Source organism: Pseudomonas sp. A214 (genome assembly GCF_900156295.1).
Classification (GTDB): domain Bacteria; phylum Pseudomonadota; class Gammaproteobacteria; order Pseudomonadales; family Pseudomonadaceae; genus Aquipseudomonas; species Aquipseudomonas rhizophila.
This window is the reverse complement of sequence record NZ_LT707062.1, coordinates 2,165,399-2,191,404: the sequence shown is the minus strand read 5'-3', so window position 1 is coordinate 2,191,404 and position 26,006 is coordinate 2,165,399. Positions and strand designations below refer to the sequence as shown.

At 59.8% G+C, this 26,006-nt stretch carries 27 protein-coding genes and 1 pseudogene; 17 read left to right on the top strand and 11 right to left on the bottom strand.

Features of this window, described 5'->3' with window-relative positions; genetic code table 11:
- Positions 1-20: 20 nt before the first annotated feature.
- Entirely contained in the window at positions 21-1,115 is a 1,095-nt protein-coding gene (gene apbC / locus BW979_RS09815) for an iron-sulfur cluster carrier protein ApbC (protein ID WP_047227005.1), read from the bottom strand.
- Positions 1,116-1,444: 329 nt separating this feature from the next.
- Here apbC and metG point away from each other — a divergent pair, with 329 nt between their 5' ends.
- From metG to BW979_RS09775, 8 genes are all read left to right on the top strand, one after another.
- The gene (gene metG / locus BW979_RS09810; RefSeq protein ID WP_047227006.1) at positions 1,445-3,490 is read left to right on the top strand and encodes a methionine--tRNA ligase; all 2,046 of its coding nucleotides are present in this window, start codon (positions 1,445-1,447) and stop codon (positions 3,488-3,490) included.
- A 129-nt stretch (positions 3,491-3,619) separates the two neighbouring features.
- On the top strand, positions 3,620-4,192 hold the full coding sequence (locus tag BW979_RS09805) for an Rnf-Nqr domain containing protein (RefSeq protein WP_076383713.1): 573 nt from the start codon (positions 3,620-3,622) through the stop codon (positions 4,190-4,192).
- The gene (rsxB, locus tag BW979_RS09800) at positions 4,189-5,196 is read left to right on the top strand and encodes an electron transport complex subunit RsxB (RefSeq protein ID WP_076383712.1); all 1,008 of its coding nucleotides are present in this window, start codon (positions 4,189-4,191) and stop codon (positions 5,194-5,196) included. The genes BW979_RS09805 and rsxB overlap by 4 nt, the downstream gene beginning before the upstream one ends.
- Entirely contained in the window at positions 5,183-6,169 is a 987-nt protein-coding gene (locus BW979_RS09795; protein ID WP_076386568.1) for an RnfABCDGE type electron transport complex subunit D, read from the top strand. The genes rsxB and BW979_RS09795 overlap by 14 nt, the downstream gene beginning before the upstream one ends.
- A complete protein-coding gene (locus BW979_RS09790; RefSeq protein ID WP_047227010.1) occupies positions 6,166-6,777 on the top strand; it encodes an RnfABCDGE type electron transport complex subunit G in 612 nt (203 codons plus the stop codon). The genes BW979_RS09795 and BW979_RS09790 overlap by 4 nt, the downstream gene beginning before the upstream one ends.
- A complete protein-coding gene (locus BW979_RS09785) occupies positions 6,770-7,303 on the top strand; it encodes an Rnf-Nqr domain containing protein (protein ID WP_047227011.1) in 534 nt (177 codons plus the stop codon). Before BW979_RS09790 ends, BW979_RS09785 begins: the two co-directional genes overlap by 8 nt.
- On the top strand, positions 7,300-7,938 hold the full coding sequence (gene nth / locus BW979_RS09780; protein ID WP_047227012.1) for an endonuclease III: 639 nt from the start codon (positions 7,300-7,302) through the stop codon (positions 7,936-7,938). The genes BW979_RS09785 and nth overlap by 4 nt, the downstream gene beginning before the upstream one ends.
- Positions 7,939-8,045: 107 nt before the next feature.
- Positions 8,046-8,228, top strand: a complete 183-nt coding sequence (locus tag BW979_RS09775; RefSeq protein WP_047227013.1) for a PA3496 family putative envelope integrity protein — start codon at positions 8,046-8,048, stop codon at positions 8,226-8,228.
- Between the two features lie 56 nt (positions 8,229-8,284).
- On the opposite strand, the gene BW979_RS09770 is transcribed toward BW979_RS09775, so the two are convergent.
- Positions 8,285-8,911 (bottom strand): response regulator transcription factor, encoded by a 627-nt coding sequence (locus tag BW979_RS09770; protein ID WP_047227014.1) that lies wholly within the window; start codon positions 8,909-8,911, stop codon positions 8,285-8,287.
- A 471-nt stretch (positions 8,912-9,382) separates the two neighbouring features.
- On the opposite strand from BW979_RS09770, the pseudogene BW979_RS09765 reads away from it, so the two are divergent.
- Positions 9,383-9,640: pseudogene (locus BW979_RS09765) on the top strand (hypothetical protein); the annotation flags it as partial.
- A 244-nt stretch (positions 9,641-9,884) separates the two neighbouring features.
- Here the strand turns inward: BW979_RS09765 and BW979_RS09760 are convergent.
- Together BW979_RS09760 and BW979_RS09755 are read right to left on the bottom strand one after the other, a co-directional pair.
- The gene (locus BW979_RS09760; protein WP_024779511.1) at positions 9,885-11,102 is read right to left on the bottom strand and encodes an argininosuccinate synthase; all 1,218 of its coding nucleotides are present in this window, start codon (positions 11,100-11,102) and stop codon (positions 9,885-9,887) included.
- 127 nt (positions 11,103-11,229) lie between these two features.
- The gene (locus BW979_RS09755) at positions 11,230-12,192 is read right to left on the bottom strand and encodes a flagellar protein MotY (protein WP_047227015.1); all 963 of its coding nucleotides are present in this window, start codon (positions 12,190-12,192) and stop codon (positions 11,230-11,232) included.
- Between the two features lie 191 nt (positions 12,193-12,383).
- Between BW979_RS09755 and pyrC the strand changes: the two genes are divergently transcribed.
- Both pyrC and rnt read left to right on the top strand, forming a co-directional pair.
- The gene (pyrC, locus tag BW979_RS09750) at positions 12,384-13,430 is read left to right on the top strand and encodes a dihydroorotase (protein WP_076383711.1); all 1,047 of its coding nucleotides are present in this window, start codon (positions 12,384-12,386) and stop codon (positions 13,428-13,430) included.
- Positions 13,427-14,104: a ribonuclease T gene (gene rnt / locus BW979_RS09745; protein ID WP_047227017.1), complete on the top strand. Its 678-nt coding sequence runs from the start codon at positions 13,427-13,429 to the stop codon at positions 14,102-14,104. The genes pyrC and rnt overlap by 4 nt, the downstream gene beginning before the upstream one ends.
- A gap of 202 nt (positions 14,105-14,306) precedes the next feature.
- On the opposite strand, the gene BW979_RS09740 is transcribed toward rnt, so the two are convergent.
- Positions 14,307-14,909 (bottom strand): peroxiredoxin, encoded by a 603-nt coding sequence (locus BW979_RS09740; RefSeq protein ID WP_003204949.1) that lies wholly within the window; start codon positions 14,907-14,909, stop codon positions 14,307-14,309.
- A 303-nt stretch (positions 14,910-15,212) separates the two neighbouring features.
- Here BW979_RS09740 and BW979_RS09735 point away from each other — a divergent pair, with 303 nt between their 5' ends.
- The gene (locus BW979_RS09735; RefSeq protein WP_047227019.1) at positions 15,213-15,431 is read left to right on the top strand and encodes a bacterioferritin-associated ferredoxin; all 219 of its coding nucleotides are present in this window, start codon (positions 15,213-15,215) and stop codon (positions 15,429-15,431) included.
- 199 nt (positions 15,432-15,630) lie between these two features.
- The gene (gene bfr / locus BW979_RS09730; protein WP_047227020.1) at positions 15,631-16,104 is read left to right on the top strand and encodes a bacterioferritin; all 474 of its coding nucleotides are present in this window, start codon (positions 15,631-15,633) and stop codon (positions 16,102-16,104) included.
- A gap of 197 nt (positions 16,105-16,301) precedes the next feature.
- On the opposite strand, the gene grxD is transcribed toward bfr, so the two are convergent.
- The 4 genes from grxD to BW979_RS27955 form a co-directional block, all read right to left on the bottom strand.
- Positions 16,302-16,643 carry a Grx4 family monothiol glutaredoxin gene (gene grxD, locus BW979_RS09725; protein ID WP_047227021.1) on the bottom strand — a complete coding sequence of 114 codons (342 nt, stop codon included), beginning with the start codon at positions 16,641-16,643 and terminating at the stop codon, positions 16,302-16,304.
- A gap of 99 nt (positions 16,644-16,742) precedes the next feature.
- The gene (locus tag BW979_RS09720; RefSeq protein ID WP_076383710.1) at positions 16,743-18,851 is read right to left on the bottom strand and encodes a molybdopterin oxidoreductase family protein; all 2,109 of its coding nucleotides are present in this window, start codon (positions 18,849-18,851) and stop codon (positions 16,743-16,745) included.
- A gap of 131 nt (positions 18,852-18,982) precedes the next feature.
- Entirely contained in the window at positions 18,983-19,270 is a 288-nt protein-coding gene (locus BW979_RS09715) for a hypothetical protein (protein WP_047227023.1), read from the bottom strand.
- A 47-nt stretch (positions 19,271-19,317) separates the two neighbouring features.
- The gene (locus BW979_RS27955) at positions 19,318-19,443 is read right to left on the bottom strand and encodes a hypothetical protein (RefSeq protein ID WP_257220644.1); all 126 of its coding nucleotides are present in this window, start codon (positions 19,441-19,443) and stop codon (positions 19,318-19,320) included.
- Positions 19,444-19,637: 194 nt separating this feature from the next.
- On the opposite strand from BW979_RS27955, the gene argF reads away from it, so the two are divergent.
- Positions 19,638-20,558, top strand: a complete 921-nt coding sequence (argF, locus tag BW979_RS09710) for an ornithine carbamoyltransferase (protein WP_076383709.1) — start codon at positions 19,638-19,640, stop codon at positions 20,556-20,558.
- The gene (locus BW979_RS09705) at positions 20,555-21,664 is read left to right on the top strand and encodes an ABC transporter ATP-binding protein (protein ID WP_047227025.1); all 1,110 of its coding nucleotides are present in this window, start codon (positions 20,555-20,557) and stop codon (positions 21,662-21,664) included. The genes argF and BW979_RS09705 overlap by 4 nt, the downstream gene beginning before the upstream one ends.
- A 105-nt stretch (positions 21,665-21,769) precedes the next feature.
- Here BW979_RS09705 and BW979_RS09700 read toward each other — a convergent pair whose 3' ends face one another.
- Together BW979_RS09700 and ybaK are read right to left on the bottom strand one after the other, a co-directional pair.
- Entirely contained in the window at positions 21,770-22,579 is an 810-nt protein-coding gene (locus tag BW979_RS09700) for a PhzF family phenazine biosynthesis protein (protein WP_047227026.1), read from the bottom strand.
- Between the two features lie 171 nt (positions 22,580-22,750).
- Positions 22,751-23,221, bottom strand: a complete 471-nt coding sequence (ybaK, locus tag BW979_RS09695; RefSeq protein WP_076383708.1) for a Cys-tRNA(Pro) deacylase — start codon at positions 23,219-23,221, stop codon at positions 22,751-22,753.
- Between the two features lie 320 nt (positions 23,222-23,541).
- Between ybaK and BW979_RS09690 the strand changes: the two genes are divergently transcribed.
- Both BW979_RS09690 and glpK read left to right on the top strand, forming a co-directional pair.
- On the top strand, positions 23,542-24,393 hold the full coding sequence (locus tag BW979_RS09690) for an MIP/aquaporin family protein (protein WP_047227028.1): 852 nt from the start codon (positions 23,542-23,544) through the stop codon (positions 24,391-24,393).
- A gap of 75 nt (positions 24,394-24,468) precedes the next feature.
- The gene (gene glpK / locus BW979_RS09685; RefSeq protein WP_047227029.1) at positions 24,469-25,974 is read left to right on the top strand and encodes a glycerol kinase GlpK; all 1,506 of its coding nucleotides are present in this window, start codon (positions 24,469-24,471) and stop codon (positions 25,972-25,974) included.
- The last annotated feature ends 32 nt before the right edge of the window (positions 25,975-26,006 follow it).

Below are 26,006 nucleotides of genomic sequence, written 5' to 3'. Positions count from 1 at the left end.
TGGATTGTGTTACGGCTTATTCAATCGTCGCTCATGGTGATGTTCGGCATCGCCGGTGACGCAGCCTCTTGCAGCACGATCCGCGCGCCGACGTGGCGAGCCAGTTCCTGATAGACCATGGCGATCTGGCTGTCCGGCTCGGCAATGACCGTGGGTTTGCCGCCGTCAGCCTGCTCGCGAATCAGCATCGACAGCGGCAGCGAGGCCAGCAGTTCGACGCCGTACTGGCTCGCCAGTTTTTCTCCGCCGCCTTCACCGAACAGATGCTCGGCATGTCCGCAGTTCGAGCAGATGTGCACGGCCATGTTTTCCACCACACCCAGTACCGGGATGTTCACTTTGCGGAACATCTCCACACCCTTGCGGGCGTCCAGCAGGGCCAGATCCTGCGGCGTGGTGACGATCACCGCACCGGCCACCGGGACTTTCTGCGCCAGGGTCAGTTGGATATCCCCGGTGCCTGGCGGCATGTCGATCACCAGGTAATCCAGATCGCCCCAGGCGGTCTGCGTCACCAGTTGCAGCAAGGCGCCGGAAACCATCGGCCCGCGCCAGACCATCGGCGTGTTGTCATCGGTCAGGAAGGCCATGGACATGACTTCCACGCCATGGGACTGGATCGGAACGAACCATTTCTGGTCCTTGACCTGCGGCCGGGTGCCCTCGGCAACGCCGAACATGATGCCCTGACTCGGGCCGTATATGTCCGCGTCGAGAATCCCGACCTTCGCGCCTTCACGGGCCAGGGCCAGGGCCAGGTTGGCGGCGGTGGTGGACTTACCCACGCCGCCCTTGCCCGAGGCCACGGCGATCACGTTCTTGACGTTCGCCAGCCCCGGCACTTGCGCCTGGGCCTTGTGGGCAGCGATCACGCTGGTGACGTCGACTTTGGCGCTGGCTACACCGTCCAGGGACTCGATCGCCATTTGCAGCATTTGCGCCCAACCGCTCTTGAACAGATCGGCGGCGTAGCCGATTTCCAGCTGGACGCTGACGCGATCGCCCTGGATGTCGATGGTGCGCACGCATCCGGCGCTGACCGGGTCCTGGTTCAGGTAAGGGTCGGTGTACTGGCGAAGGACGGCTTCCACCGCTGCGCGATTGACGGCGCTCATGGGCAACTCCGATAGCAAGACTTGAAAAACAGGCCGCTATCCTACGCCCCACGCTGTCGCGTGGCGACTTGATTACTGTCGCGCGAACACCTTTGTGGCGAGGGGATTTATCCCCGTTGGGGCGCGCAGCGGCCCTAAAACCTGCGGCTACAGTGTGTCAGAGTGCTCTATTTTGGACTGCTGCGCAGTCCAGCGGGGATAAATCCCCTCGCCACAGGTTGTGTCCATACCGCCCCCAGCAATGCATCCGGAAACAGGCCAGTGGGGTGAAATATATTTCCCAGCGCTTTATAGTGGCCGACCTCCGTTTCATCAAGTAGCCGAGCCCCATGTCCGAGCCACGCAAGATCCTCGTCACCAGCGCCCTGCCCTATGCCAATGGTTCGATTCACCTCGGCCATATGCTGGAATACATCCAGACCGATATGTGGACGCGCTTCCAGAAACATCGCGGCAACCAGTGCATCTATGTCTGCGCCGACGACGCCCACGGTTCGGCCATCATGCTGCGCGCGGAAAAGGAAGGCATCACCCCGGAGCAACTGATCGCCAACGTCCAGGCCGAACACAGCGCCGACTTTGCCGATTTCCTGGTGGACTTCGACAACTTCCACTCCACTCACGCCGAAGAAAACCGTGAGCTGTCGAGCCAGATCTACCTGAAGCTGCGTGACGCCGGGCACATCGCGACCCGTTCGATCACCCAGTATTTCGACCCGGAAAAGAAAATGTTCCTGGCCGACCGCTTCATCAAAGGCACTTGCCCGAAATGTGGCACCGAGGACCAGTACGGCGATAACTGCGAAAAATGCGGCGCCACCTACGCACCGACCGACCTGAAGGACCCGAAATCGGCGATTTCCGGGGCGACGCCAGTGCTCAAGGACTCCCAGCACTTCTTCTTCAAGCTGCCGGACTTCCAAGAGATGCTGCAAACCTGGACCCGCAGCGGCACGTTGCACGACGCGGTGGCCAATAAGCTCGCCGAATGGCTCGACTCCGGCCTGCAAGAGTGGGACATTTCCCGCGATGCGCCGTACTTCGGCTTCGAAATCCCCGGCGAGCCCGGCAAGTATTTCTACGTATGGCTGGACGCGCCCATCGGCTACATGGCGAGCTTCAAGAACCTTTGCGACCGCACGCCGGAGCTGGACTTCGACGCGTTCTGGGGCAAGGACTCCACGGCCGAGGTGTATCACTTCATCGGCAAGGACATCGTGAACTTCCACGCGCTGTTCTGGCCCGCCATGCTCGAAGGCGCCGGTTTCCGTAAACCGACCGGTATCAACGTCCACGGCTACCTGACCGTCAACGGCCAGAAAATGTCCAAGTCCCGCGGTACCTTCATCAAGGCCCGGACCTACTTGGACCATCTGTCGCCGGAATACCTGCGCTACTACTACGCGGCCAAGCTCGGCCGTGGCGTGGACGACCTGGACCTGAACCTTGAAGACTTCGTGCAGAAGGTCAACTCCGACCTGGTGGGCAAGGTAGTCAACATCGCCAGCCGTTGCGCCGGCTTCATCCACAAAGGCAACGCCGGTGTACTGGTAGCCGGTAACGCCGCGCCGGAGCTGACCGAGGCCTTTCTGGCGGCGGCCCCGAGCATCGCCGAAGCCTACGAGGCCCGTGACTTTGCCCGGGCGATGCGCGAGATCATGGCCCTGGCCGACCGCGCCAATGCCTGGATCGCCGACAAGGCGCCGTGGTCACTGAACAAACAGGAAGGCAAGCAGGACGAAGTCCAGGCGATCTGCGCCCTGGGTATCAATCTGTTCCGCCAACTGGTGATCTTCCTCAAGCCGGTGCTGCCGTTGCTGGCCGCCGATGCCGAAGCTTTCCTGAACGTCGCACCGCTGACCTGGGACGATCACCAGACGCTGCTGAGCAACCATCAACTGAACGAGTTCAAGCCGCTGATGACTCGCATCGACGCCACCAAGGTGCAAGCCATGACCGACGCCTCGAAAGAAGACCTGGCCGCCAGCCAGACCGACACCGGTGCCCCGGCCGGCAATGGCGAGCTGACCAAGGACCCGTTGTCGCCGGAGATCGATTTCGACGCCTTTGCCGCCATCGACCTGCGCGTAGCCCTGATCGTCAAGGCTGAAGCCGTGGAAGGCGCCGACAAGCTACTGCGCCTGACGCTGGACATCGGTGATGAGCAGCGCAACGTGTTCTCCGGCATCAAGAGCGCCTATCCGGACCCGGCCAAGCTCGAAGGCCGGCTGACGATGATGATCGCCAACCTCAAGCCGCGCAAAATGCGTTTCGGCATCTCCGAAGGCATGGTGATGGCGGCAGGTCCCGGCGGTGAAGAAATCTACCTGCTGAGCCCCGATAGCGGCGCCAAGCCGGGTCAGCGGATCAAATAACGCGACCACGCGCGGTACCGATCCCACAGTCGCCGGCAGGCGACTGTGGGATTTTCATATCTGGCCCACCCTGACGGTGTGCCGGATAATGCCTAACCTCTAACGACAGGTTCTCGTTCCAGCACGCCCATGACCGAAATCGTTCTCACACTGTTCAGCGCCGCCCTGATCAACAACCTTGTGTTGCATTGGCCGCTGGGCGTCAATCCGCTGCTGGCGGCCAATGGAAGAAGGCAAGTCCACGCCCTGGGCCTGGCGACGACATGCCTGATGCTGATGGTCGGCACCTTGGGTTATCTGATCGATCGCTGGCTGCTGGTTCCGGCCAATCTGACCTCGCTGCGCCTGTTGGCATGGCTGTCCTTGAGTGTGTTGCTGATTGCACCGTTGCTGCACTGGCTGGGGCGCTGGCTGCCGACGCTGCCGTTCGATGGTTTGTGGCCACTGCTGCTGGGCAATGCCGGCATACTGGGCATCACGCTGATCAACAGCCGGAATGACCACGGCCTGGGCCTCACCGTCGCCGCGAGCCTGGGCGCCGGCCTGGGTTTCTGGCTGGTGTTGAGCCTGTTCGATGATTTGCGTCAGCGCACCTTCGATAACGATATCCCCAGACCCTTTCGTGGTCTGCCGATCCAGTTGATCGGCGCAGGGCTCATGGCGGTGGCATTTCTTGGATTGCGCGGGCTGGTCAAAGCATGAGTCTGATTCAACGTATCGACGCCCTGCTGCCGCAGACCCAATGCGGCAAGTGCGGCCACCCCGGGTGCAAGCCCTACGCCGAAGGCATCGCCCAGGGCGAACCGATCAACAAGTGTCCGCCCGGTGGCCGTGAAACCATCGCCGCCTTGGCCGAGCTGATGAAAGTGCCTGTGCTTGAGCTCGATACCAGCCGTGGTTCAGCCCCGGCGCAGATCGCCTTTATTCGCGAAGCCGAATGCATCGGCTGCACCAAGTGCATCCAGGCCTGCCCGGTAGACGCGATTGTCGGTGCGGCGAAGTTGATGCACACCGTCCTGGTCGACGAATGCACAGGCTGCGATCTATGCGTGGCGCCCTGCCCGGTCGACTGCATCGAAATGCACCCATTGCCCACGGCAACCGTGGTGCCGGTGGTCGGTGGCTTGGCCTTCAGCGTCGAAGAGCAGCAAGCGCGCACCGCCAAGCGCGACCATGCCCGGCGGCGCTTCGAACAGCGCAACGCACGTCTGCGCCGCGAAGAGGAGCAGCGTCTCGCCGAGCGTCTGGCCCGTACACAGCGCGCCTCACAGCCCCAAACCCAGTCCGTCGACCCCGTGCAAGCGGCACTGGAGCGGGTACGGGCGCAAAAAGCCGCCAACGCCGATGCGGCCTTGAAAAAAGCCAAGGTCGACCTGGCCATGAGCCGGGCGCAGTTGAACAAATCCTTGAAAGCATTCGGCCACCCGCCGACCTTCGAACAACAGTCGCAATTGATCGTGCTACAGCGCCAGTTCGAAGCGGCGCAACAAACCTTGACGCAATTGGAAGGGACGGTCCAGCCCACTGTTTCAACCCCCGCCCCCCCTCAAAGTGCCGAGCTGAAACGGGCCAAGATCCAATTGGCCATGCGTCGCGCCGAACTCAGCAAGGCCAGGGCCGCAGGGGCGTCGGATGAACAAATAGAGCCCCTGGAGCAAGCGGTGAAAGACGCCGAACGCCAGGTGGATGCTCATGTCGCTCCCTGAGCCCATGGACGAACGGCTGCGGCAGGCGATGCTGCGGGTGCTACTGGCGACACTGCCCGGCATTCTGGCGTTGACGTGGTTTTATGGCTGGGGCGTGGTGTTCAACCTGTTGCTGGCGGGCCTTAGCGCACTGGCCGTCGAAGCACTGGCGCTGCGCTTACGGCGCCGACCGCTCAAACCGGCACTCAACGATGGCAGCGCGCTGGTAAGCGCCACGCTGTTGGCGCTGGCCTTGCCGGCCTATTGCCCCTGGTGGCTGACCGTCACAGCCACGGCTTGCGCCTTGCTGTTCGGCAAGCACCTGTGGGGCGGCGTCGGCAATAACCCGTTCAACCCGGCGATGCTCGGCTACGCCCTGGTGCTGATCGCGTTTCCCCAGCAACTCAATCAATGGCCGGCACTTCACGGCATGAGCCTGTCCGACGGCCTGCAACAGGTGTTCGCGGTTCACCCTGGGCCTGATGGATGGGCAGCAGCAACGGCCCTGGACAGCCTGCGAATCAACAAAAGCCTGACCATCGATGAGCTGTTCGCCGCCAACCCGGCGTTCGGACGCTGGGGTGGGCGCGGCGTCGAGTGGGTCAACCTGGCGTTTCTGGCCGGAGGACTGTTCCTGCTGCACCAACGGGTGTTCAGCTGGCACGCGCCGGTGGGCATGCTCGCCGGCCTGTTCATCATCAGCTTGTTGTGCTGGAACGGATCGGGCTCCGACTCCAATGGCTCGCCGTTGTTTCATCTGCTCACGGGTGCGACCCTGCTCGGTGCGTTTTTTATCGTGACCGAACCGGTCTCGGGCGCCAAAGCGCCCCTCGCTCGCCTGCTGTTTGGCGCAGGCGTGGGACTGCTGACTTACTTGATCCGGACTTGGGGTGGTTACCCGGACGGCGTGGCGTTTGCGGTGCTGCTGATGAACCTCGGCGTGCCCGCACTGGAGCGCTTCGCCGAGGCGCGACACAGGTCGCAGCCCCTATGAAAAACTACCGTGGCGTTGCCATCCTGGCTTTGCTGATCGGTCTCGGCATTGGGGCCACTTACCTGACTCAGCTCAGCACCGCAGGGCGCATCAAGGGTCAGCAACAAGACCTTGCGAACCGAACCTTGCTCGACGTGCTGCCGACCGACCGATACGACAATCAGCCATTGGCACAACCTGTCGTAACGGCCCCCGTGACCTTGGCCCATAGCACGCTGCTGGGCGGATACCTGGCGACTCGTGCCGGCCTGCCCAACGCAGTGTTGTTACGCAGTCAGGTACTGGGCTATGAAGGCAGCATCCAATTGCTGGTCGCTATCGACCCGCAAGGGCGGTTGCTGGGCGTGAAAACCCTGCGCCAGTCGGAAACGCCCGGCCTGGGTGCGGCCATCGCTGACTGGCCAAATCCCTGGCTGCAATCCTTCAACGGTAAGTCGCTCCAGGCGCCCACCGACAGCGGCTGGGCGTTGAAAAAGGATCAGGGGCAGTTCGATCAACTGGCTGGCGCGACCGTCACCTCCCGATCGGTCCTGCAGGCTGTTCACGATGCACTGCGTTACTTCGACGAGCATCAGGCTCAACTGACCGGAGTGATCATTGATGAATAAGCCATTGCTCCTGACCCGCGGCCTGCTGCTCGTGCCCTTGGTCGGCGCCAGCGATTCGCTGGCAAACGCGCTGGGCTTATGGCTGGCCTGGGTACTGATCAGTGCCGGCCATGGCTTGGCCATGGGGCTGGTACGGTCCCACCTGACAGCGCCTCAGCGACTGCTCGCCTCCATTGTGCTGGCCGCCACCCTGACGGCTTGCGCAGGCCTGGTGGCGCAGGCCTGGATGCTGGAAATGTATCAGCCGCTGAGCCTTTACATTGGCTGGATCGCTTTGAGCTGTGTGGCGCTGGAGCATGACGACATCTTCGTCGGCTCACGCCTGCCCGAACATCTCAGACTGGCAGGCGTGTTCGGCCTGCTGATGATCGGCTTGGGCGCCCTGCGCGAGCTGATTGGCAACGCAATATCACTGGCCTTGCTCGCCCCTGGCGGGTTTATTCTGCTCGGTCTGTTGCTGGCAGCGCACCAGGCCTGGACGGGCGCCAGCCCCCCTTCAACGATCGAGGAAACGCCGCGCCCATGAACGCCGCAAAACGCCTGGAAATATTCCGTCGCTTGCACGAAGACAACCCGGAACCGAAGACCGAACTGGCCTACAGCTCGCCGTTCGAACTGTTGATCGCGGTAATTCTGTCGGCCCAATCCACCGACGTCGGCGTCAACAAGGCCACGGCCAAGCTGTTCCCGGTGGCCAACACGCCGCAGGCGATTCACGCGCTGGGCGTCGAAGGGCTGTCCGAGTACATCAAGACCATCGGCCTGTTCAACAGCAAGGCAAAAAACGTGATCGAGACATGCCGCCTGCTGATCGAGCGCCACAACGGCGAAGTCCCACAGACTCGCGAAGCGCTGGAAGCGCTTCCAGGGGTCGGTCGCAAAACCGCCAATGTGGTGCTCAACACCGCGTTTCGCCAACTGACCATGGCCGTCGACACTCACATTTTCCGCGTCAGCAACCGCACCGGGCTGGCGCCGGGCAAAAACGTGGTGGAGGTGGAGAAAAAGCTGATGAAATTCGTACCCAAGGAATTTCTACTCGATTCCCATCACTGGCTCATCCTTCACGGACGTTACGTCTGCCTGGCGCGCAAGCCCCGCTGTGGCAGCTGCCGGATCGAGGACTTATGCGAATACAAGCACAAGACCTCCGACGATTGAGGCGCTATTGCTTTTATTGATTTGTCGATTGAAAAAATCTTTTTTACCCGCCCGTGGTTTATCGATATAAGGAGCGCCAATGGCAGTTTAAGCCTGGAGTCGATCCCATGAGTGCTGACAAAGAACAACTGGATGTAGAAGACGATTTCATCGCCGTTGAGGCCGACGATGTGGAACCTGTGGTCGTCGAAACAGCGAAAACCAATCTGAGCAAACGTCGCACGATTGATAATCTGCTGGAAGAGCGCCGCTTGCAGAAACAACTGGCCGATTACGACTTTGACCTCTGACACGTAAAAGCCTCCCGAATGGAGGCTTTTTACTGAGTACGCGCGGCCGGAAAAACTCACACTAACCCGTTACGCTGCGCCAGTTCGATCAGATCAACCAGCGAGCGGGCATTGAGCTTCAACAACAAGCGTGTCTTGTATGTACTGACGGTCTTGTTGCTCAAGAACATCCCATCGGCAATTTCCTTGTTGGTCTTTCCGCGAGCCAGTTGCTGCAAGACCATCATCTCTCGCCCGGACAGTCGATCGACCATATCGGACTCGCTTGCGTTACCCAGACTCGAACGCACCGTATGCAGCGCCTGATTGGGGAAATAACTGTACCCCGACAGCACCGCCTTGATTGCACTGAGTAACTCGGTGAGGTCCTGCTGCTTGCACACATAACCGGCTGCCCCCGTCTGCATGCAGCGCATCGAAAAATGCCCAGGTGCCTGGGAAGTCAGCACCAGAACTTTCAAAGGTGAAGGGTTGGCGGTCAGGCGGGCGATGACCTCCAGTCCATCCAGTTTCGGAATGCCGATATCCAGAATAACGATATCAGGCATAAGTTCACGGGAAAGTTGCAACGCATCGACGCCATTATCGGTTTCGGCAATAACTTCATATCCATGACGCTCCATTAGCAAACGTACAGCAAGACGAATGACGGGATGATCATCCACGATCAGCACTTTATTCATGGGCAAATCCAACTTCGCTGTTCGAATTTTTAGAGCACGCACAATAGCCTAGTCAATTCTACCTTGGCATGCCGCCCCCCCTGACCGCTCGCACCGAGAGACGCAACCTACAAGCGATACAGAAAAATCCTACAAATCCCCTTGGAAATAATGCGCCATAAATTTGTTTACAGAGGCAAATGGATGCATCAGGGGATCCGCGCCCCTCTAAACAAGCGCTTTTTTCTGCATCCACCCCGTCCCCCAATAGCAAAAAAAAACACTCGCCTCATAAAAAGTAACTGAATTATTTACCAACACAACCACAAAGGTTTTATTTAAATAAAATTGAATTCACATAAGGAATAAGCGAAATTTATTCAATCCTATTCATGAGAAAACACCACGATCAATACCTTAACCGCGAACTCATCAATTACTCACACCTTCCTAATGCAATCACCGAGCCTGAATATGTTATGAGCATCCACCATGAAAAAACCTTCGAAAATCATCACCAACCCCATGACGCTAATCGCTATATTCGCAACTTTGTCCGAGACTTCGGCAGCCATCTCCCTGCCTTTCCTCGACGATCAGGACCGTGAATACTATCTTTGGTTTCTGATCAGCTTTCCGTTCTATCTATTATTTCTTTTTTTTATAACCCTGAACTTTAACTATCGCTCGTTATATTCACCCTCGGATTTTCGCAAGAGCAAACACTTCATGAGAATCATGGATGATTCAAGCTGTCGGCGCGCACGGTTTTCCCGCCGGGCGCCCAAGGGCAAAGGATGGCTGATCACTGTTCATCCACAGAAAAAACAGCGACGACTGTTCATTTTGGTTATCCCCCGGGCACCGGAAGGCCTGGCCGAGGCAAATCGATCCAAACGCGCAAAACAGCGCCACAACGAATGAGCAGCACAGGGGAAAGGGTCCCCCAAAAAAAACGGCCTGCACATGGCAGGCCGTTTTCATGGAGCCAGGATCAGAACAGCTTGCGACCCTTGTTCGCCGCGATGCGCATGCGCAGGGCGTTGAGCTTGATGAAGCCAGCAGCGTCGGCCTGGTTGTAAGCGCCACCGTCCTCTTCGAAAGTCGCGATGTTGGCATCGAACAGGGAGTCGTCAGACTTGCGCCCAGTGACGATGACATTGCCCTTGTACAGTTTCAGGCGCACGACGCCATTCACGTTGACCTGGGAGGCATCGATCATCTGTTGCAGCATCAGACGCTCCGGACTCCACCAGTAACCGGTGTAGATCAGGCTGGCGTACTTGGGCATCAACTCGTCTTTGAGGTGAGCCACTTCGCGGTCCAGGGTGATCGACTCGATCGCGCGGTGAGCACGCAGCATGATGGTGCCGCCCGGGGTCTCGTAGCAGCCGCGGGACTTCATGCCGACATAACGGTTCTCGACGATGTCCAGACGACCGATGCCGTGTTCGCCACCGATACGGTTCAGGGTCGCCAGCACGGTGGCCGGGCTCATTTCCACGCCGTCCAGCGCGACGATATCGCCGTTGCGATAGGTCAGCTCCAGGTATTGCGGGGTGTCAGGAGCCTTCTCCGGGGAGACGGTCCAGCGCCACATGTCTTCTTCGTGCTCGGTCCAGGTGTCTTCCAGCACGCCGCCTTCATAGGAGATGTGCAGCAGGTTGGCATCCATCGAGTACGGGGATTTCTTCTTGCCGTGGCGTTCGATCGGGATGGCGTGCTTCTCGGCGTAATCCATCAGCTTTTCACGGGACAGCAAGTCCCACTCGCGCCACGGCGCGATGACTTTCACGCCGGGCTTGAGGGCATAGGCACCGAGTTCGAAACGCACCTGATCGTTGCCCTTGCCGGTGGCACCGTGGGAAATGGCGTCGGCACCGGTTTCGTTGGCGATTTCGATCAGGCGCTTGGCGATCAACGGACGGGCGATGGAGGTACCCAGCAGGTACTCGCCTTCGTAAACAGTGTTGGCGCGGAACATCGGGAACACGAAGTCACGGACGAACTCTTCGCGCAGGTCATCGATGTAGATCTCTTTGACGCCCATGGCCTGAGCCTTGGCGCGTGCAGGCTCGACTTCTTCGCCCTGCCCCAGGTCAGCGGTGAAGGTCACCACTTCACAGTTATAAGTGTCCTGCAGCCACTTGAGGATCACCGAAGTGTCCAGGCCGCCGGAATACGCCAGAACGACCTTGTTTACGTCCGCCATGCCATCACTCCACGGGTTGTACGGAAAGCCGGGAAGTTTAACGTCCAGCGCGGATAATTTACAGGGGCGCGACAGCTTATGACGACGAAGCGACAGATTATGTCGAGCGCGCGACGATCCTCACGGGTCAGGATGTCCGCGCGGCGGTGGCTGCAGTGGGCTGGGCCGGTGTCGCGGTCGGCGTCGGAGCCTTGGCAGGGGGCGCGGCGGGTGTAGCCTGCGGTGCCGGCGCTTCAGGCACCGCCACACGCTCCAGGCGCACGGCCACACGACGGTTCTTGGCGCGATTGGCGGCACTGGTGTTGGGCACCAGGGGGTAACGTTCGCCGTGGAACCGCACGGTGATCTGCGACTCTTGAAAGCCGTTGGCCTTGAAGAAGTCCTGGACCGCCAGGGCACGGCGACGAGACAGCTCACGATTGGTCAATCGATTGCCGCTATTGTCGGAGTGACCGTCGAGTTCGACATGGTTGACGGTCGGGTCGGCCTTGATGAAGTCGATCATCACCTGCAACTGAGCCTTGGCCCGGGCATCGAGCTCAACGCCTTCGCCGGGAAAGCCGATCTGGGATTGCTTCACCTGCTCGAAATTCTTCGGCAACAGTTTTGCCACGCAGCCCTGGTAATCACTGAAGGCCTTGTTGAAGCGCACGGGCAGCAGCCGGACTTCCGAAACCCGCCCGTCCCCAGTGTTACGCCGTACCACCGGGCTGCGCCCTTCCATCAGCCCGCTGATCAAGCGGCCCGCCTGGACCTGAGAGCTGTTGAACAGCACATCGCCGCTGCCGAGCCTGACCGAGCCCAGGTTGATGTCGCCCCGTCCCGGCTGCCAAGGCGCGGCGGCCGCCAGCAGGATGGCCGAACCACCACCGAGCATCGGGTTATGGGACTTGAGCCGGAAGATCGCCTGCTCGCCGGCCCGGCGCACGAATTCGCCGCTGCCGAAATCGGTGACCGGCTGACTCAGCCGGCACTCGAACTTGTCGCCTTCGACCGTCCACTCAATGCTCTCCAGACGGGTCTGGAAAGTGAGCGCCATGGCGGGAAGGCTGGCAAACACACTGAGCAAGGCTAAATAACGCTGGCGCACGGGCGGCTCCAATGGCTTTTATACAAAGATCGACACACGTTGAGAGTATGACGCCTGTCCGGGGCGCCTTACGGATTCGTGGCACACCTGTAGGAGCTATCGGTAACTTGCGCCAGAACTTGATAGCGGGTGCCTGAATCGGTCTTTTCCGGTAGCATTCCCCAGAGTTTGACCCGCCTGGAAGCCCCCCAATGTCCGACCGCCTGACCCTGCTGCGTCCCGACGACTGGCATATTCATCTTCGCGATGGTGCTGTGTTGACCCATACCGTCGCCGATGTCGCGCGCACCTTCGGGCGCGCAATCATCATGCCGAACCTGGTTCCGCCAGTGCGCAACGCCATCGAGGCCGACGGCTATCGCCAGCGAATCCTGGCCGCACGCCCGGCCGGCAGCCGTTTCGAACCGCTGATGGTGCTTTACCTCACCGACCGTACGCAGCCCGAAGAAATACGCGAGGCCAAGGCCAGCGGCTTCGTCCATGCCGCCAAGCTGTACCCCGCCGGCGCCACCACCAACTCGGACTCCGGCGTCACCAGCATCGACAAGATTTTCCCGGCGCTGGAGGCCATGGCCGAAGTCGGGATGCCGTTGCTGATCCACGGTGAAGTCACTCGTGGCGACGTCGACGTGTTCGACCGCGAAAAAATCTTCATCGATGAGCACATGCGTCGCGTCGTGGAACGCTTCCCGACGCTCAAGGTGGTGTTCGAACACATCACCACCGGTGATGCCGTGCAGTTCGTCAACGAAGCCCCGGCGAACGTTGGCGCGACCATTACCGCGCATCACCTGCTGTACAACCGCAACCATATGCTGGTGGGCGGGATCCGTCCGCACTTCTATTGCCTGCCGATCCTCAAGCGCAACACCCATCAAGAAGCCTTGCTCGACGCTGCCACCAGCGGCAGCGCCAAGTTCTTCCTCGGCACGGACTCGGCGCCCCATGCCCGGCACGCCAAGGAAGCGGCCTGCGGTTGCGCTGGCTGCTACACCGCCTATGCCGCCATCGAGATGTATGCCGAGGCGTTCGAGCAGCGCAATGCGCTGGACAAACTCGAAGGTTTCGCCAGCCTCCACGGCCCGCGCTTCTATGGCCTGCCGGTGAACACCAATCGTATTACCCTGGTTCGCGACGAGTGGACCGCCCCCGCCAGCCTGCCTTTTGGCGAGCTGACTGTTATCCCGCTGCGCGCCGGTGAAAAACTGCGCTGGCGCCTGCTGGAGGAAAGTGTGTGAGTGAAGATCATTTCGACGACGAGCTGGACGGCAACGGTGGTTCGGGCGCTGCCCGTCACCCCATGGCAGCCCGCTTCCGGGGCTACCTGCCGGTCGTGGTCGACGTAGAAACCGGCGGTTTCAACTCCGCCACCGATGCGCTGCTGGAAATCGCTGCGACCACCATTGGCATGGACGAAAAAGGTTTTGTGTTCCCTGATCACACCTATTTCTTCCGCGTCGAACCGTTCGAAGGCGCCAACATCGAGGCGGCAGCCCTGGAGTTCACCGGGATCAAGCTTGATCACCCATTGCGCATGGCGGTGAGTGAAGAGACGGCCCTGACTGACATTTTCCGAGGCGTGCGCAAGGCTTTGAAGGCCAACGGTTGCAAACGGGCGATCCTGGTCGGCCACAACAGCAGCTTCGACCTGGGCTTTCTCAATGCGGCGGTGGCGCGCCTGGATATGAAGCGCAACCCGTTCCATCCGTTTTCCAGCTTCGACACCGCGACGCTTGCCGGCCTGGCGTACGGCCAGACCGTGTTGGCCAAGGCCTGCCAGGCAGCCGACATCGACTTTGATGGCCGTGAAGCCCACTCGGCCCGCTACGACACCGAGAAGACGGCCGAGCTGTTCTGCGGCATCGTCAATCGCTGGAAAGAAATGGGTGGCTGGCAGGATTTCGACGACTGATGTGCTGAGTAAGCATCAGGACGGTGGGAGCAAGGCTTGCCCGCGATGAAAACGACACGGTATCCCAGAGATACCGAGGCGCCTGTATCGCGAGCAAGCTTTGCTCCCACAGCTGTTTCTGGTGTTTTTAAACAATTGGGATAAATCCTTCCCCATAAAAAAACCGGCCCATCGAGGGCCGGTTTTTTTGTGCCTGTTGCGCTTACAGCTTGTCGCTGTGCTCGCCCAGGTAGGCGGCAACGCCTTCAGGGGATGCGGTCATGCCCTTGTCGCCTTTCTTCCAGTTGGCTGGGCAAACTTCGCCGTGCTCTTCGTGGAATTGCAGCGCGTCGACCAGACGGATCAGCTCTTCCATGTTACGGCCCAGTGGCAGGTCGTTGATGATCTGCGAACGGACAACGCCCTTGTCGTCGATCAGGAACGCGCCACGGAAAGCCACGCCGCCTTCGGACTCAACGTCATAGGCCTTGGCGATTTCGTGCTTCATGTCGGCAGCCATGGTGTATTTCACCTGGCCGATGCCGCCATTGTTGATTGGGGTGTTGCGCCAGGCGTTGTGGGTGAAGTGCGAGTCGATCGAAACAGCAACCACTTCAACGTTGCGGGCCTTGAAGTCGTCCATGCGGTGATCCAGCGCGATCAGCTCGGATGGGCAGACGAAGGTGAAGTCCAGCGGGTAGAAGAACACCAGGCCGTATTTGCCTTTGATGGCCGAGGACAGGGTGAAGCTGTCGACGATTTCGCCGTTGCCCAGAACGGCTGGAACGGTGAAGTCAGGGGCTTGTTTGCCTACGAGTACGCTCATTGGATATCTCCTGGTGAATAACGTGAAAACAAGGTCCGGGCCAGCCTGCCACCCTCAGGCGACAGCCCTGTGACACGAACCCGCTTGCAAGGGCCGATCATCATACACCGCGAATTTGGACTGTCTTCAACGGTTTTTCGGCGAGTCCAAAAATCCTTTCCCTTGGCATGCCCCCTCATTGGCCCTGGATAAAAAACCGTTCGTCAGCTCTGGCCCAAGGGTTTCAGAAACAACTTTGACAATCATTCTCGTTAACATTAAGATCCGTCTCAATTGAGTCACAACCAGCGACGGTTCTTACTTATGTATGTTTGCCTCTGCACTGGCGTCACCGACGGACAAATCCGCGAAGCGATCTATGAAGGCTGCTGCAGCTACCGCGAAGTCCGCCAAGCCACCGGCGTAGCCAGCCAATGCGGCAAATGTGCGTGCCTGGCCAAGGAAGTGGTTCGCGAAACCCTTGCCAAAATGCAAACGGCCCAGGCCTCGATTCCCTATCCGGTAGAATTTACTGCCGCTTAAATCCAGCTTCTTGAAGAACCGGGCTCAATGTCCGGTTTTTTTATGCCTTTAAATCAAGCGCTTAGCCTCTAGACGCGGAACACAAACATTCTTATTCCGATTAATTTTCATTTATTATTCAATAACTTAGGTTTGACACTCGTCAGTGCGCGGCTCAAACTCAGCCCTATACACAGCTATTACAGGGCAGGCCCTCACCATGAAAGGCGACGTTACAGTCATCCAGCATCTCAACAAGATCCTCGCCAATGAGCTGGTCGCGATCAACCAATACTTCCTGCATGCGCGCATGTATGAGGATTGGGGCCTGAACAAGCTGGGCAAGCACGAGTACCACGAGTCCATCGACGAGATGAAACACGCGGACAAGCTGATCAAGCGCATCCTGTTCCTCGAAGGTCTACCGAACGTCCAGGACCTGGGCAAGCTGCACATCGGCGAACACACTCAGGAAATGCTCAAGTGCGATCTGACGATCGAGCGTGCCGGCCACGCCGACCTGAAAGTCGCCATCGCCCATTGCGAGAGCGTTGGCGACTTCGGCAGCCGCGAACTGCTTGAAGACATCCTCGAGTCCGAGGAAGAACACATCGACTGGCTGGAAACCCAACTGGGCCTGATCGACAAAGTGGGTCTTGAGAACTACCTGCAATCGCAGATGGGCGAAGAGTAACTTCCCCAAAAGCAAGCCAATAAAAAGCCCCGCCCTCTTTCCAGAGGCGGGGCTTTTTACTGCCTGGATTTCCAGGCCACAGCGCAAAACCTTTGTGGGAGCGAGCCTGCTCGCGATAGCGGTCTATCAGTCACCAACACGTTGACTGACACGCCCTCATCGCGAGCAGGCTCGCTCACACATTGTTTGTCCGTGAATCAGGCTTCTGTCTTGTTCGCAGCCGCTTTTTCGGCAGCAGCCTTGATCGTGGCCTGCAAAGAGCCGTCGGCCGCCATCTCGGTCATGATATCGCTACCGCCGATCAGCTCACCGGCCACCCACAGTTGCGGGAAAGTTGGCCAGTTGGCGTACTTGGGCAGGTTGGCGCGGATTTCCGGGTTCTGCAGGATGTCCACGTAGGCAAACTTCTCGCCACACGCCATCACAGCCTGAGCAGCCTTGGCCGAGAAGCCGCACTGTGGCGCATTCGGCGAGCCTTTCATGTAAAGCAGGATGGTGTTGTTGGCAATCTGGTCTTTAATCGTTTCGATGATATCCACGGAGCACCTCGGCTTAAACTTTGCGACTTCAGTTGTCGACACGGTGGCGCATTGTAACGGAAAGCCGAGCACGCTGCTCGGTCTCCCCGAGAGACAAATTCACGCAGCCACCACCTTCACCGGAACCCCATTGAGCGCTGCATTGCCAGACAACTCATCCAGCTGACAGTCATCGGTCAGGTCATTGGCGCTCGAACCGGGCTGGGCGCTGGCAATGGTCATCTGCACGCCCGGCCGGGCATGGCCCCAACCGTGGGGCAGGCTGACCACGCCTTTCATCATGTCCAGGCTACCCTGCACCTCGACTTCAAGCATACCCACCCGCGAACTGACTTTCACCCGCTGCCCGTCGCTCAACCCGCGACTGCTCAGATCCTCCGGGTGCATCAGCAATTGATGACGCGGCTTGCCCTTCACCAGGCGGTGGAAATTGTGCATCCAGGAGTTATTGCTGCGCACATGACGTCGGCCAATCATCAGCAACTCATCCGCCTGTGGTGCCTGTAACCCGGCAAAGCGCGTGAGGTCGGCAAGAATGACCGCCGGTGCAGCCTGCACTCGCTGGTTTTCGGTTTTCAAGCGTGGCGCCAGGTTGGGCTTGAGGGCGCCCAGGTCGATGCCATGGGGATGGTCGAACAAGGTCGCCAGGGACAGCTTATGCGGCGAGGCATCGCCATAGGCGCCGGCACGAAGGCCGAAATCGATCATTTGCGCCGGCGGCATGGTCGGCTTGAGTTCCTTGCCGGTTCTGGCAGCGAAAGCCTTGGCCAGTCCGACGAAAATTTCCCAGTCGTGCAGCGCCCCTTCGGGCTTGGGCAGGATCGCCCGGTTGAAACGGGTCACGTTGCGCACCGCGAACAGGTTGAACGTGGTGTCGTAATGGTCGTTTTCCAGGGCCGAGGTGGATGGCAGGATCAGGTCGGCGTAGCGCGTGGTTTCGTTGATGTACAGATCGACGCTGACCATGAACTCCAACCCGTCCAGCGCCTGCTCCAGTTGCCGTCCGTTGGGAGTGGACAGCACCGGGTTGCCCGCCACGGTGACCAGCGCACGAATCTGGCCTTCGCCCTCGGTGAGCATTTCCTCGGCCAGAGCCGAAACCGGCAACTCGCCCGCGTACTCGGGACGCCCGGACACCCGGCTTTGCCAGCGATTGAAATGCCCTCCCGAGGTGGTCGCAACCAGGTCCACCGCAGGCTCGGTACACAGGGCCCCACCGACCCGGTCAAGATTGCCGGTCACCAGGTTGATCAGCTGAATCAGCCAGTGACACAGCGTGCCGAACGCCTGGGTCGAGACGCCCATCCGTCCATAACAGACCGCTGAAGGCGCGGCAGCGAAGTCCCGGGCCAACTGCCGGATCTGCGTAGCCGGCACAGCACAGAGCGGGCTCATCGCTTCAGCCGTGAAGGTCGCGACGGCCTGGCGCACGTCTTCCAGGCCATCCACCGGCAGGTGGCTGTCACGGGTCAAGCCCTCGCTGAACAGGGTATTGAGCACACCAGACAGCAAAGCGGCATCGCCACCCGGGCGCACGAACACATGCTGGTCGGCAATAGCCGCCGTTTCGCTGCGACGCGGATCGACCACCACCACTTTACCGCCACGGGCCTGGATCGCCTTGAGGCGTTTTTCCACGTCCGGCACGGTCATGATGCTGCCATTGGAGGCCAGCGGGTTGCCGCCCAGGATCAACATGAAGTCGGTGTGATCGATGTCCGGTATTGGCAACAACAGGCCGTGACCGTACATCAGGTGGCTGGTCAGGTGGTGAGGCAGTTGGTCCACCGAAGTCGCCGAAAACCGGCTGCGCGTCTTCAGCAGGCCCAAAAAATAGTTGCTGTGGGTCATCAGCCCATAGTTATGCACGCTGGGATTGCCCTGGTAGACCGCTACCGCGTTCTGACCGTGGCGCTCCTGGATACCCGCCAGACGTTCGGCCACCAGCGCGAAGGCATCGTCCCACGCAATAGGCTGCCACTCGCTACCGACACGCCGCATGGGCTGGCGCAGGCGATCCGGATCGTTCTGAATATCCTGCAGGGCTACCGCCTTGGGGCAGATGTGGCCGCGACTGAAGCTGTCCAGTGGATCGCCCTTGATCGAGGTGATCGCCAGGCCCTGGCCTTCGGTCTCGGTGGTTTCAAGGGTCAAGCCACAGATGGCTTCGCACAGATGGCACGCACGGTGGTGGAGAGTCTTGGTCATGGCCAGCCTCTATTTTATTCGTAACGGGCGCTTTCGGCCGCGGGAACAAAACTATGGCGCGTGATCCACCCCTGCGCCAGCGACGTTCGTCCTGTGAATTGCCGTGCATCAGGCCCGCCGATGCAGTGAGCTCAAGGCTGCTCGGAAGGCGGCGCCAGCAACTGGATTTCCTCGATGGTTTCCACTTGCTCGTGAGCAATGGGCACGCCCGTCAACTCTCCGATCAATCGCCAATGCTCGTCGAGCCCGCTGCTGATGGTGGCCATGCGATCGATCATGCGTCGACCTGCAGCCTTGGTCACCTCGTCATCGCTGCGCAGCAACTCGAATGACATGGACGTCACCGAGGCGGTCAGGTGAGTCAGGGAGCGCGCTGTCAGCCCCAGTAGTTCCATCAGTTGTTGCTCTTTCGAATCCATTTCGGGGCTCCTGCGTCTGAGGTTCATTTATAACCCAGGCCCTGGCATTAGGAAATATTCACGCCCAGGAACAGGCCGGCCAAATCATTCAATAACGCCCCGGTTTGATTGCCAAGCTGCGCAAGGCCGGTGTACAAATGGGTGGCTGCTGTCAGGAAACCGGCTTCATACATGTCTTCGCCAACCTGCTATGACCTCGCTGAAATCCCCTAAAACTGTAGCCCTATTGGTAAGACGCGACATTTCCTTATAAGATCGCGCCTTCCCCTATTTCGTCGCCCCGTGCGGCTTTTGCCGCAGGTCTCGCCCGTTTTTTCATGAAACAAGGCTTTGAGCATCTGCGATCAGTGACAAAAGGTAGTCAATCATGAGCGCAAGGCACTTTCTCTCCCTGATGGATTTCACGCCCGACGAGTTGCTCGGCGTGATCCGTCGAGGCGTGGAGCTCAAGGACCTGCGTAATCGCGGCGTACTGTTCGAGCCCCTGAAAAACCGTGTGCTGGGGATGATCTTCGAGAAGTCATCGACCCGCACCCGTATTTCTTTCGAAGCCGGCATGATCCAGCTCGGCGGCCAGGCAATCTTCCTGTCGCCCCGCGACACCCAGCTGGGCCGTGGCGAACCGATCGGCGACTGCGCCATCGTCATGTCGAGCATGCTTGATGCGGTGATGATCCGTACCTTCGCCCACAGCACGCTGACTGAGTTTGCGGCGCACTCGCGCGTACCGGTGATCAATGGTCTGTCCGATGACTTGCACCCCTGCCAGTTGCTGGCCGACATGCAGACGTTCCTCGAACGCCGCGGCTCGATCCAGGGCAAGACCGTGGCCTGGGTCGGCGATGGCAACAACATGTGCAACAGCTATATAGAAGCCGCGATCCAGTTCGACTTCCAACTGCGCATCGCCTGCCCGGAAGGCTATGACCCCAGTGCCGAACTGGTGGCCAAGGCCGGGAGCCGGGTGACCATCGTCCGTGATCCGAAACAGGCCGTGGCCGGCGCGCACCTGGTGAGCACTGATGTCTGGACCTCCATGGGCCAGGAAGAAGAAACCGCCAAGCGTCTGAAACTGTTCGCGCCACTTCAGGTCAACCGCGCCCTGCTCGACCTGGCGGACGCTGACGTGCTGTTCATGCACTGCCTGCCGGCCCATCGCGGCGAGGAGATCAGCGTCGACCTGCTGGACGATCCACGCTCCGTGGCATGGGATCAGGCAGAAAATCGCCTTCACGCACAAAAGGCCTTGCTCGAGTTTCTGGTCGAGCCGGCGTACCACCACGCATGAGCCATACCCTGCTACTGAACCTGCAGAACCTGACTTGCGGTTATCAAAACCAGCGCGTCGTCCAGAACCTCAACCTGCACCTCAATGCCGGGGATATCGGTTGCCTGCTCGGCTCGTCCGGGTGTGGCAAGACCACGACGCTGCGAGCCATCGCCGGTTTCGAACCGGTACAGGAAGGTGAGATCCAGCTGGCGGGGGAAACCATCTCCCGCGCCGGCTTCACCCTCGCCCCGGAAAAACGCCGCATCGGCATGGTATTTCAGGACTATGCGCTGTTCCCTCACCTGAGCGTGGCGGAGAACATTGCGTTTGGCATTCGCAAGCATCCGGACAAGGACCGCGTGGTCGAGGAACTGCTGGAGCTGGTCAACCTGAAGAGCCTGGGCAAGCGCTTTCCCCATGAACTGTCCGGGGGTCAGCAACAACGTGTGGCCCTGGCTCGCGCCCTGGCGCCGGAACCGCAATTGCTGCTGCTCGACGAACCGTTCTCCAATCTCGATGGTGAGCTCAGACGCAAGCTCAGCCATGAAGTGCGGGACATTCTCAAGGTCCGCGGCACCAGCGCGATTCTGGTAACCCACGATCAGGAAGAAGCCTTCGCGGTGAGCGACCATGTCGGGGTATTCAAGGAGGGTCGGCTGGAACAGTGGGATACGCCCTACAATCTGTACCATGAACCGCTGACGCCATTTGTCGCCAGCTTCATTGGCCAGGGTTACTTCATTCGCGGCCAGCTCGACAGCCCGGAATCGGTGCAAACCGAGCTGGGTATCCTGCGCGGCAATCGGGCCTACACCTGGCCCATCGGTGGTGCGGTGGATGTGCTGCTGCGCCCGGACGATATCGTCTACGCACCGGACAGTCCGCTCACAGGCAGGATTGTCGGCAAGACGTTCCTGGGGGCTTCAACCCTGTATCGCCTGCAATTGCCGACCGGAGCGCAGCTGGAATCCATTTTCCCGAGCCATGCCGACCATCTGGTGGGGGACAACGTCGGCATCCGCGTAGCGGCTGAACACTTGGTGTTGTTCCAGGCGTCAGGGAGCACGGCGGCCCATATACCCCCCGTGGAAAGCGGTGTGCGGCGCTACAGTACTGCCAGCTAGAAGCAATTGTGGGAGCGAGCCTGCTCGCGATGGCGTAGGCATATTCAGCATCGATGCAAGCTGAACCAACGCTATCGCGAGCAGGCTCGCTCCCACATTTTGACCTCAGAGATTTGAGATGAGGTTACCGGCTCCCCCCAACATCAACGTCCCACTGGCCACCAACGTCGCATTCCCGCCAATCTTCACCCGCTCTCCCTCAAGTCGGCAGAACAGTTCGCCGCCCCTGGCCGAGCACTGATAAGCCGTCAGCCCCAGCTTGCCCAAGCGCCGAGACCAGTAAGGAATCAGGCTGCAATGGGTCGAGCCCGTGACCGGATCTTCATTGATGCCAATCGCCGGGGCGAAATAACGCGAGACAAAATCATGCCGGCTTCCCGGCGCAGTCACGATTGCGCCCGGCCACGGCAGCTTCGCCAGGGCCGCCATGTCCGGCTTGCAATCGAGCACCGCCTGCTCCGACTCCAGCACGACGAACAGTTCGTTGGAGCTCAACACGTCCACCGCTTCCACGCCCAGGGCAGCCTGGACCACCAGGGATGCACCCAACTCGCTGGGGACGATGGCTGGAAAATCCAGCCATAGCCGATCACCTTCGCGAGTGACGCTCAACGCCCCGGATCGACAGATGAAGTCCAGTCGCTCGACGGTTTCGTGATAGACCTCGAACAGCACATGGGCGCTGGCCAAGGTGGCATGCCCGCACAACGGTACCTCGGTGGTGGGCGTGAACCAGCGGATATGCCAATGCTGGCCTTCACGCACCAGAAAGGCCGTTTCAGCCAGGTTATGTTCGGCGGCGATCCTTTGCATCAAGTCATCGGCCAGCCAGGCGTCGAGCCGATAGACCATCGCCGGATTGCCGCCAAACGGCCGATCACTGAACGCATCGACTTGATGAAACGCAAGCTGCATGGCACTTCTCCTTGTTATTGATGCATGAGCATGAGTGCCCAGCTACTGCTTTTCCAGTGACAGATCCGACGAATTTTCACCCTACAGCCCAGGACGAAGGCCCCGGCAGCCACCCAAGCCTAAGCCCGACACCATTATGACAACGGTACTTGCTCACGCCCTGCGCCGGTTTCAAGCACGCCCGATATCCGCAAACGCCGCCCCGGTATGCTCGGCCAGTACCGCAGGCGCCAGCTCTACCTCCAGCCCGCGCCTTCCGGCACTGACAAAGATGCTGGCGAACGGCTGGGCAGAACTGTCGATAAAAGTGCGAAGACGTTTTTTCTGCCCCAATGGACTGATACCACCGAGCAGATAACCGGTCGAACGCTGGGCGGCCGCGGGGTCGGCCATCTCGACTTTCTTTACGCCGGCGGCATGGGCCAGGGCTTTCAAATCCAGGCTGCCGACCACGGGCACCACCGCCACCAACAACTCGTGTTTTTCGCTGGCTGCCAACAACGTCTTGAAGACCTGCGCCGGATCCAGTCCAAGCTTTTCTGCCGCTTCCAAACCATAGGAGGCTGCCTTGGGATCGTGTTCATAACTGTGAATGCGATGCTCGGCGCGCACCTTTTTAAGCAGATCCAATGCCGGGGTCATGATCGCTCCTGAGGAAATTCGAATAAGCGTGGCCGGATTCTAAGTCATCGTCGGCCAAAAGGCGCTGGAACTGGGCTGCCAACCCCAGTGACTTAGCGTGAGCGAAACAGTCATTCACACCACGAATAGTTTAAATGTGACCAATGGTTCACTTTCGACCTTTGACACCAGCGTTTCTTGTCTATATTTTTTCGAAACTGAAAACAGAAATTCAGGTCTCAACCAACACCCCGAGTTCAGGATGAGGATCCTACCTCGGCGCTGAACGCGCGATCGGGCTTTACCGGACGCGCCAGACAACAACAAAAACCGAGGTTTGAATGACAATTGCTTTACAACAGCCACCCCTTTCCAGCCAATGCCTGGCCGAATTCCTGGGGACTGCCCTGCTGATTTTCTTCGGCACTGGCTGCGTTGCAGCGCTCAAGGTCGCGGGTGCGAGTTTCGGTCTGTGGGAAATCAGTATCATCTGGGGTGTCGGTGTCAGCATGGCGATCTACCTCAGTGCCGGCGTTTCCGGCGCACACCTGAACCCCGCCGTCAGCATCGCGCTGTGTATTTTCACCGACTTTGAAAAGCGTAAGTTGCCCTTCTACATTATTTGCCAGGTGGCCGGCGCCTTTTGTGGCGCGCTGCTGGTCTACACGCTGTACAGCAATCTATTCTTCGATTTCGAACAGTCCCGGCAAATGATTCGTGGCTCAGAAGCCAGCCTTGAACTGGCCTCGGTGTTCTCCACTTATCCACACCCGGCGCTGTCCACTGGCCAGGCGTTTCTGGTGGAGGTGATCATCACCGCCATTCTGATGGGCGTGATCATGTCCCTGACCGATGACAACAATGGCCTGCCCCGCGGCCCGCTGGCGCCACTGCTGATCGGCCTGCTGATCGCGGTAATTGGCAGCTCGATGGGACCGCTGACGGGCTTCGCGATGAATCCGGCGCGAGACTTCGGCCCTAAACTAATGACTTTCTTCACCGGGTGGGGTGAAATTTCCCTCACGGGTGGACGCGACATCCCGTACTTCCTGGTTCCGATTTTTGCACCGATCGTGGGTGCATGCCTGGGCGCTGCGGCCTATCGCGGGTTGATTGCCCGCCATCTGCCCAGCGCCGTGGCTGTTACAAAGGATGCAAAACCGGCCATTGACGGCAAACCCAGAACATCCTGAAACAATCGGCGCACACTCTGCCCGCTCAAGCGTGCGCCAGGCCTCACCCCTTATTCACGTCCCAAGGCAATCGACATGACCGACATTCAGAACAAGAACTACATCATTGCCCTCGACCAGGGTACGACCAGCTCGCGGGCGATCATTTTCGACCGCGACGCCAATGTGGTCTGCACCGCCCAGCGCGAATTCGCCCAGCATTACCCCCAGGCCGGCTGGGTCGAACACGACCCGATGGAAATCTTCGCCACCCAGAGCGCGGTGATGGTCGAAGCCTTGGCCCAGGCTGGCCTGCATCATGACCAGGTCGCCGCGATCGGCATCACCAACCAGCGCGAAACCACCGTGGTCTGGGACAAGACCACCGGCCGGCCGATCTATAACGCCATTGTCTGGCAGTGCCGACGTAGCACCGAGATCTGCCAGCAACTCAAGCGTGACGGCCACGAACCGTACATCAGCGAAACCACCGGCCTGGTCACCGACCCGTATTTCTCCGGCACCAAGCTCAAGTGGATCCTGGACAACGTCGAGGGCAGCCGCGAACGCGCACGTAACGGCGAACTGCTGTTTGGCACCGTGGACAGCTGGCTGATCTGGAAATTTACCGGCGGCAAAGTCCACGTCACCGATTACACCAACGCCTCGCGCACCATGCTCTTCAATATTCACTCGCTGGAGTGGGACGCGAAGATGCTCGAGATTCTCGACATCCCTCGCGAAATGTTGCCGCAAGTGAAGTCGTCCTCGGAAGTCTATGGCCGCACCAAGAGCGGCATCGCCATCGGTGGCATCGCCGGCGACCAGCAGGCCGCCCTGTTCGGCCAGATGTGCGTGGAGCCAGGTCAGGCGAAAAACACCTATGGCACCGGCTGCTTCCTGTTGATGAACACCGGCGACAAAGCCGTCAAATCCAATCATGGCATGCTCACCACCATCGCCTGCGGTCCTCGCGGCGAAGTGGCCTATGCCCTGGAAGGCGCGGTATTCAACGGCGGCTCCACCGTGCAGTGGCTGCGCGATGAGTTGAAAATCATCAATGACGCCCTCGACACCGAATACTTCGCCAACAAGGTCAAGGACAGCAACGGCGTGTACCTGGTACCGGCCTTCACCGGCCTGGGCGCCCCCTACTGGGACCCCTATGCCCGTGGCGCGCTGTTCGGCCTGACCCGCGGCGTGCGGGTCGACCACATCATTCGTGCAGCGCTGGAGTCGATTGCCTACCAGACCCGCGACGTACTCGACGCCATGCAACAGGATTCGGGCGAACGCCTCAAGGCCCTGCGCGTGGACGGCGGCGCGGTAGCGAACAACTTCCTGATGCAGTTCCAGGCGGACATTCTCGGCACCCGGGTCGAACGCCCTAAAATGCGGGAAACCACGGCTTTGGGCGCCGCGTATCTGGCCGGCCTGGCGTGTGGTTTCTGGGGCAGCCTGGAAGAACTGCGCGGCAAGGCCGTGATCGAGCGCGAATTCGAACCGCAACTGGACGAGCAGGCCAAGGAAAAACTCTACGCCGGCTGGCAGAAAGCGGTCAGCCGCACCCGCGACTGGGAACCTCACGAAGACGCTGAATAAGCCGAAGCTGGGTACGACGAGGGTCGTGAAAC

Bases quoted from the DNA above. Each gene is read 5' to 3' on its own strand.
- rsxB (WP_076383712.1), top strand. From the start codon at position 4,189: ATGAGTCTGATTCAACGTATCGACGCCCTGCTGCCGCAGACCCAATGC.
- BW979_RS09775 (WP_047227013.1), top strand. From the start codon at position 8,046: ATGAGTGCTGACAAAGAACAACTGGATGTAGAAGACGATTTCATCGCC.
- BW979_RS09715 (WP_047227023.1), bottom strand. From the start codon at position 19,270: ATGGATTCGAAAGAGCAACAACTGATGGAACTACTGGGGCTGACAGCG.
- BW979_RS09770 (WP_047227014.1), bottom strand. From the start codon at position 8,911: ATGAATAAAGTGCTGATCGTGGATGATCATCCCGTCATTCGTCTTGCT.
- metG (WP_047227006.1), top strand. From the start codon at position 1,445: ATGTCCGAGCCACGCAAGATCCTCGTCACCAGCGCCCTGCCCTATGCC.
- BW979_RS09735 (WP_047227019.1), top strand. From the start codon at position 15,213: ATGTATGTTTGCCTCTGCACTGGCGTCACCGACGGACAAATCCGCGAA.
- BW979_RS09720 (WP_076383710.1), bottom strand. From the start codon at position 18,851: ATGACCAAGACTCTCCACCACCGTGCGTGCCATCTGTGCGAAGCCATC.
- BW979_RS09790 (WP_047227010.1), top strand. From the start codon at position 6,166: ATGAAAAACTACCGTGGCGTTGCCATCCTGGCTTTGCTGATCGGTCTC.
- argF (WP_076383709.1), top strand. From the start codon at position 19,638: ATGAGCGCAAGGCACTTTCTCTCCCTGATGGATTTCACGCCCGACGAG.
- BW979_RS09700 (WP_047227026.1), bottom strand. From the start codon at position 22,579: ATGCAGCTTGCGTTTCATCAAGTCGATGCGTTCAGTGATCGGCCGTTT.
- ybaK (WP_076383708.1), bottom strand. From the start codon at position 23,221: ATGACCCCGGCATTGGATCTGCTTAAAAAGGTGCGCGCCGAGCATCGC.
- glpK (WP_047227029.1), top strand. From the start codon at position 24,469: ATGACCGACATTCAGAACAAGAACTACATCATTGCCCTCGACCAGGGT.
- bfr (WP_047227020.1), top strand. From the start codon at position 15,631: ATGAAAGGCGACGTTACAGTCATCCAGCATCTCAACAAGATCCTCGCC.
- BW979_RS09705 (WP_047227025.1), top strand. From the start codon at position 20,555: ATGAGCCATACCCTGCTACTGAACCTGCAGAACCTGACTTGCGGTTAT.
- pyrC (WP_076383711.1), top strand. From the start codon at position 12,384: ATGTCCGACCGCCTGACCCTGCTGCGTCCCGACGACTGGCATATTCAT.
- apbC (WP_047227005.1), bottom strand. From the start codon at position 1,115: ATGAGCGCCGTCAATCGCGCAGCGGTGGAAGCCGTCCTTCGCCAGTAC.
- BW979_RS27955 (WP_257220644.1), bottom strand. From the start codon at position 19,443: ATGTATGAAGCCGGTTTCCTGACAGCAGCCACCCATTTGTACACCGGC.
- BW979_RS09740 (WP_003204949.1), bottom strand. From the start codon at position 14,909: ATGAGCGTACTCGTAGGCAAACAAGCCCCTGACTTCACCGTTCCAGCC.
- BW979_RS09785 (WP_047227011.1), top strand. From the start codon at position 6,770: ATGAATAAGCCATTGCTCCTGACCCGCGGCCTGCTGCTCGTGCCCTTG.
- BW979_RS09795 (WP_076386568.1), top strand. From the start codon at position 5,183: ATGTCGCTCCCTGAGCCCATGGACGAACGGCTGCGGCAGGCGATGCTG.
- BW979_RS09805 (WP_076383713.1), top strand. From the start codon at position 3,620: ATGACCGAAATCGTTCTCACACTGTTCAGCGCCGCCCTGATCAACAAC.
- BW979_RS09760 (WP_024779511.1), bottom strand. From the start codon at position 11,102: ATGGCGGACGTAAACAAGGTCGTTCTGGCGTATTCCGGCGGCCTGGAC.
- BW979_RS09690 (WP_047227028.1), top strand. From the start codon at position 23,542: ATGACAATTGCTTTACAACAGCCACCCCTTTCCAGCCAATGCCTGGCC.
- nth (WP_047227012.1), top strand. From the start codon at position 7,300: ATGAACGCCGCAAAACGCCTGGAAATATTCCGTCGCTTGCACGAAGAC.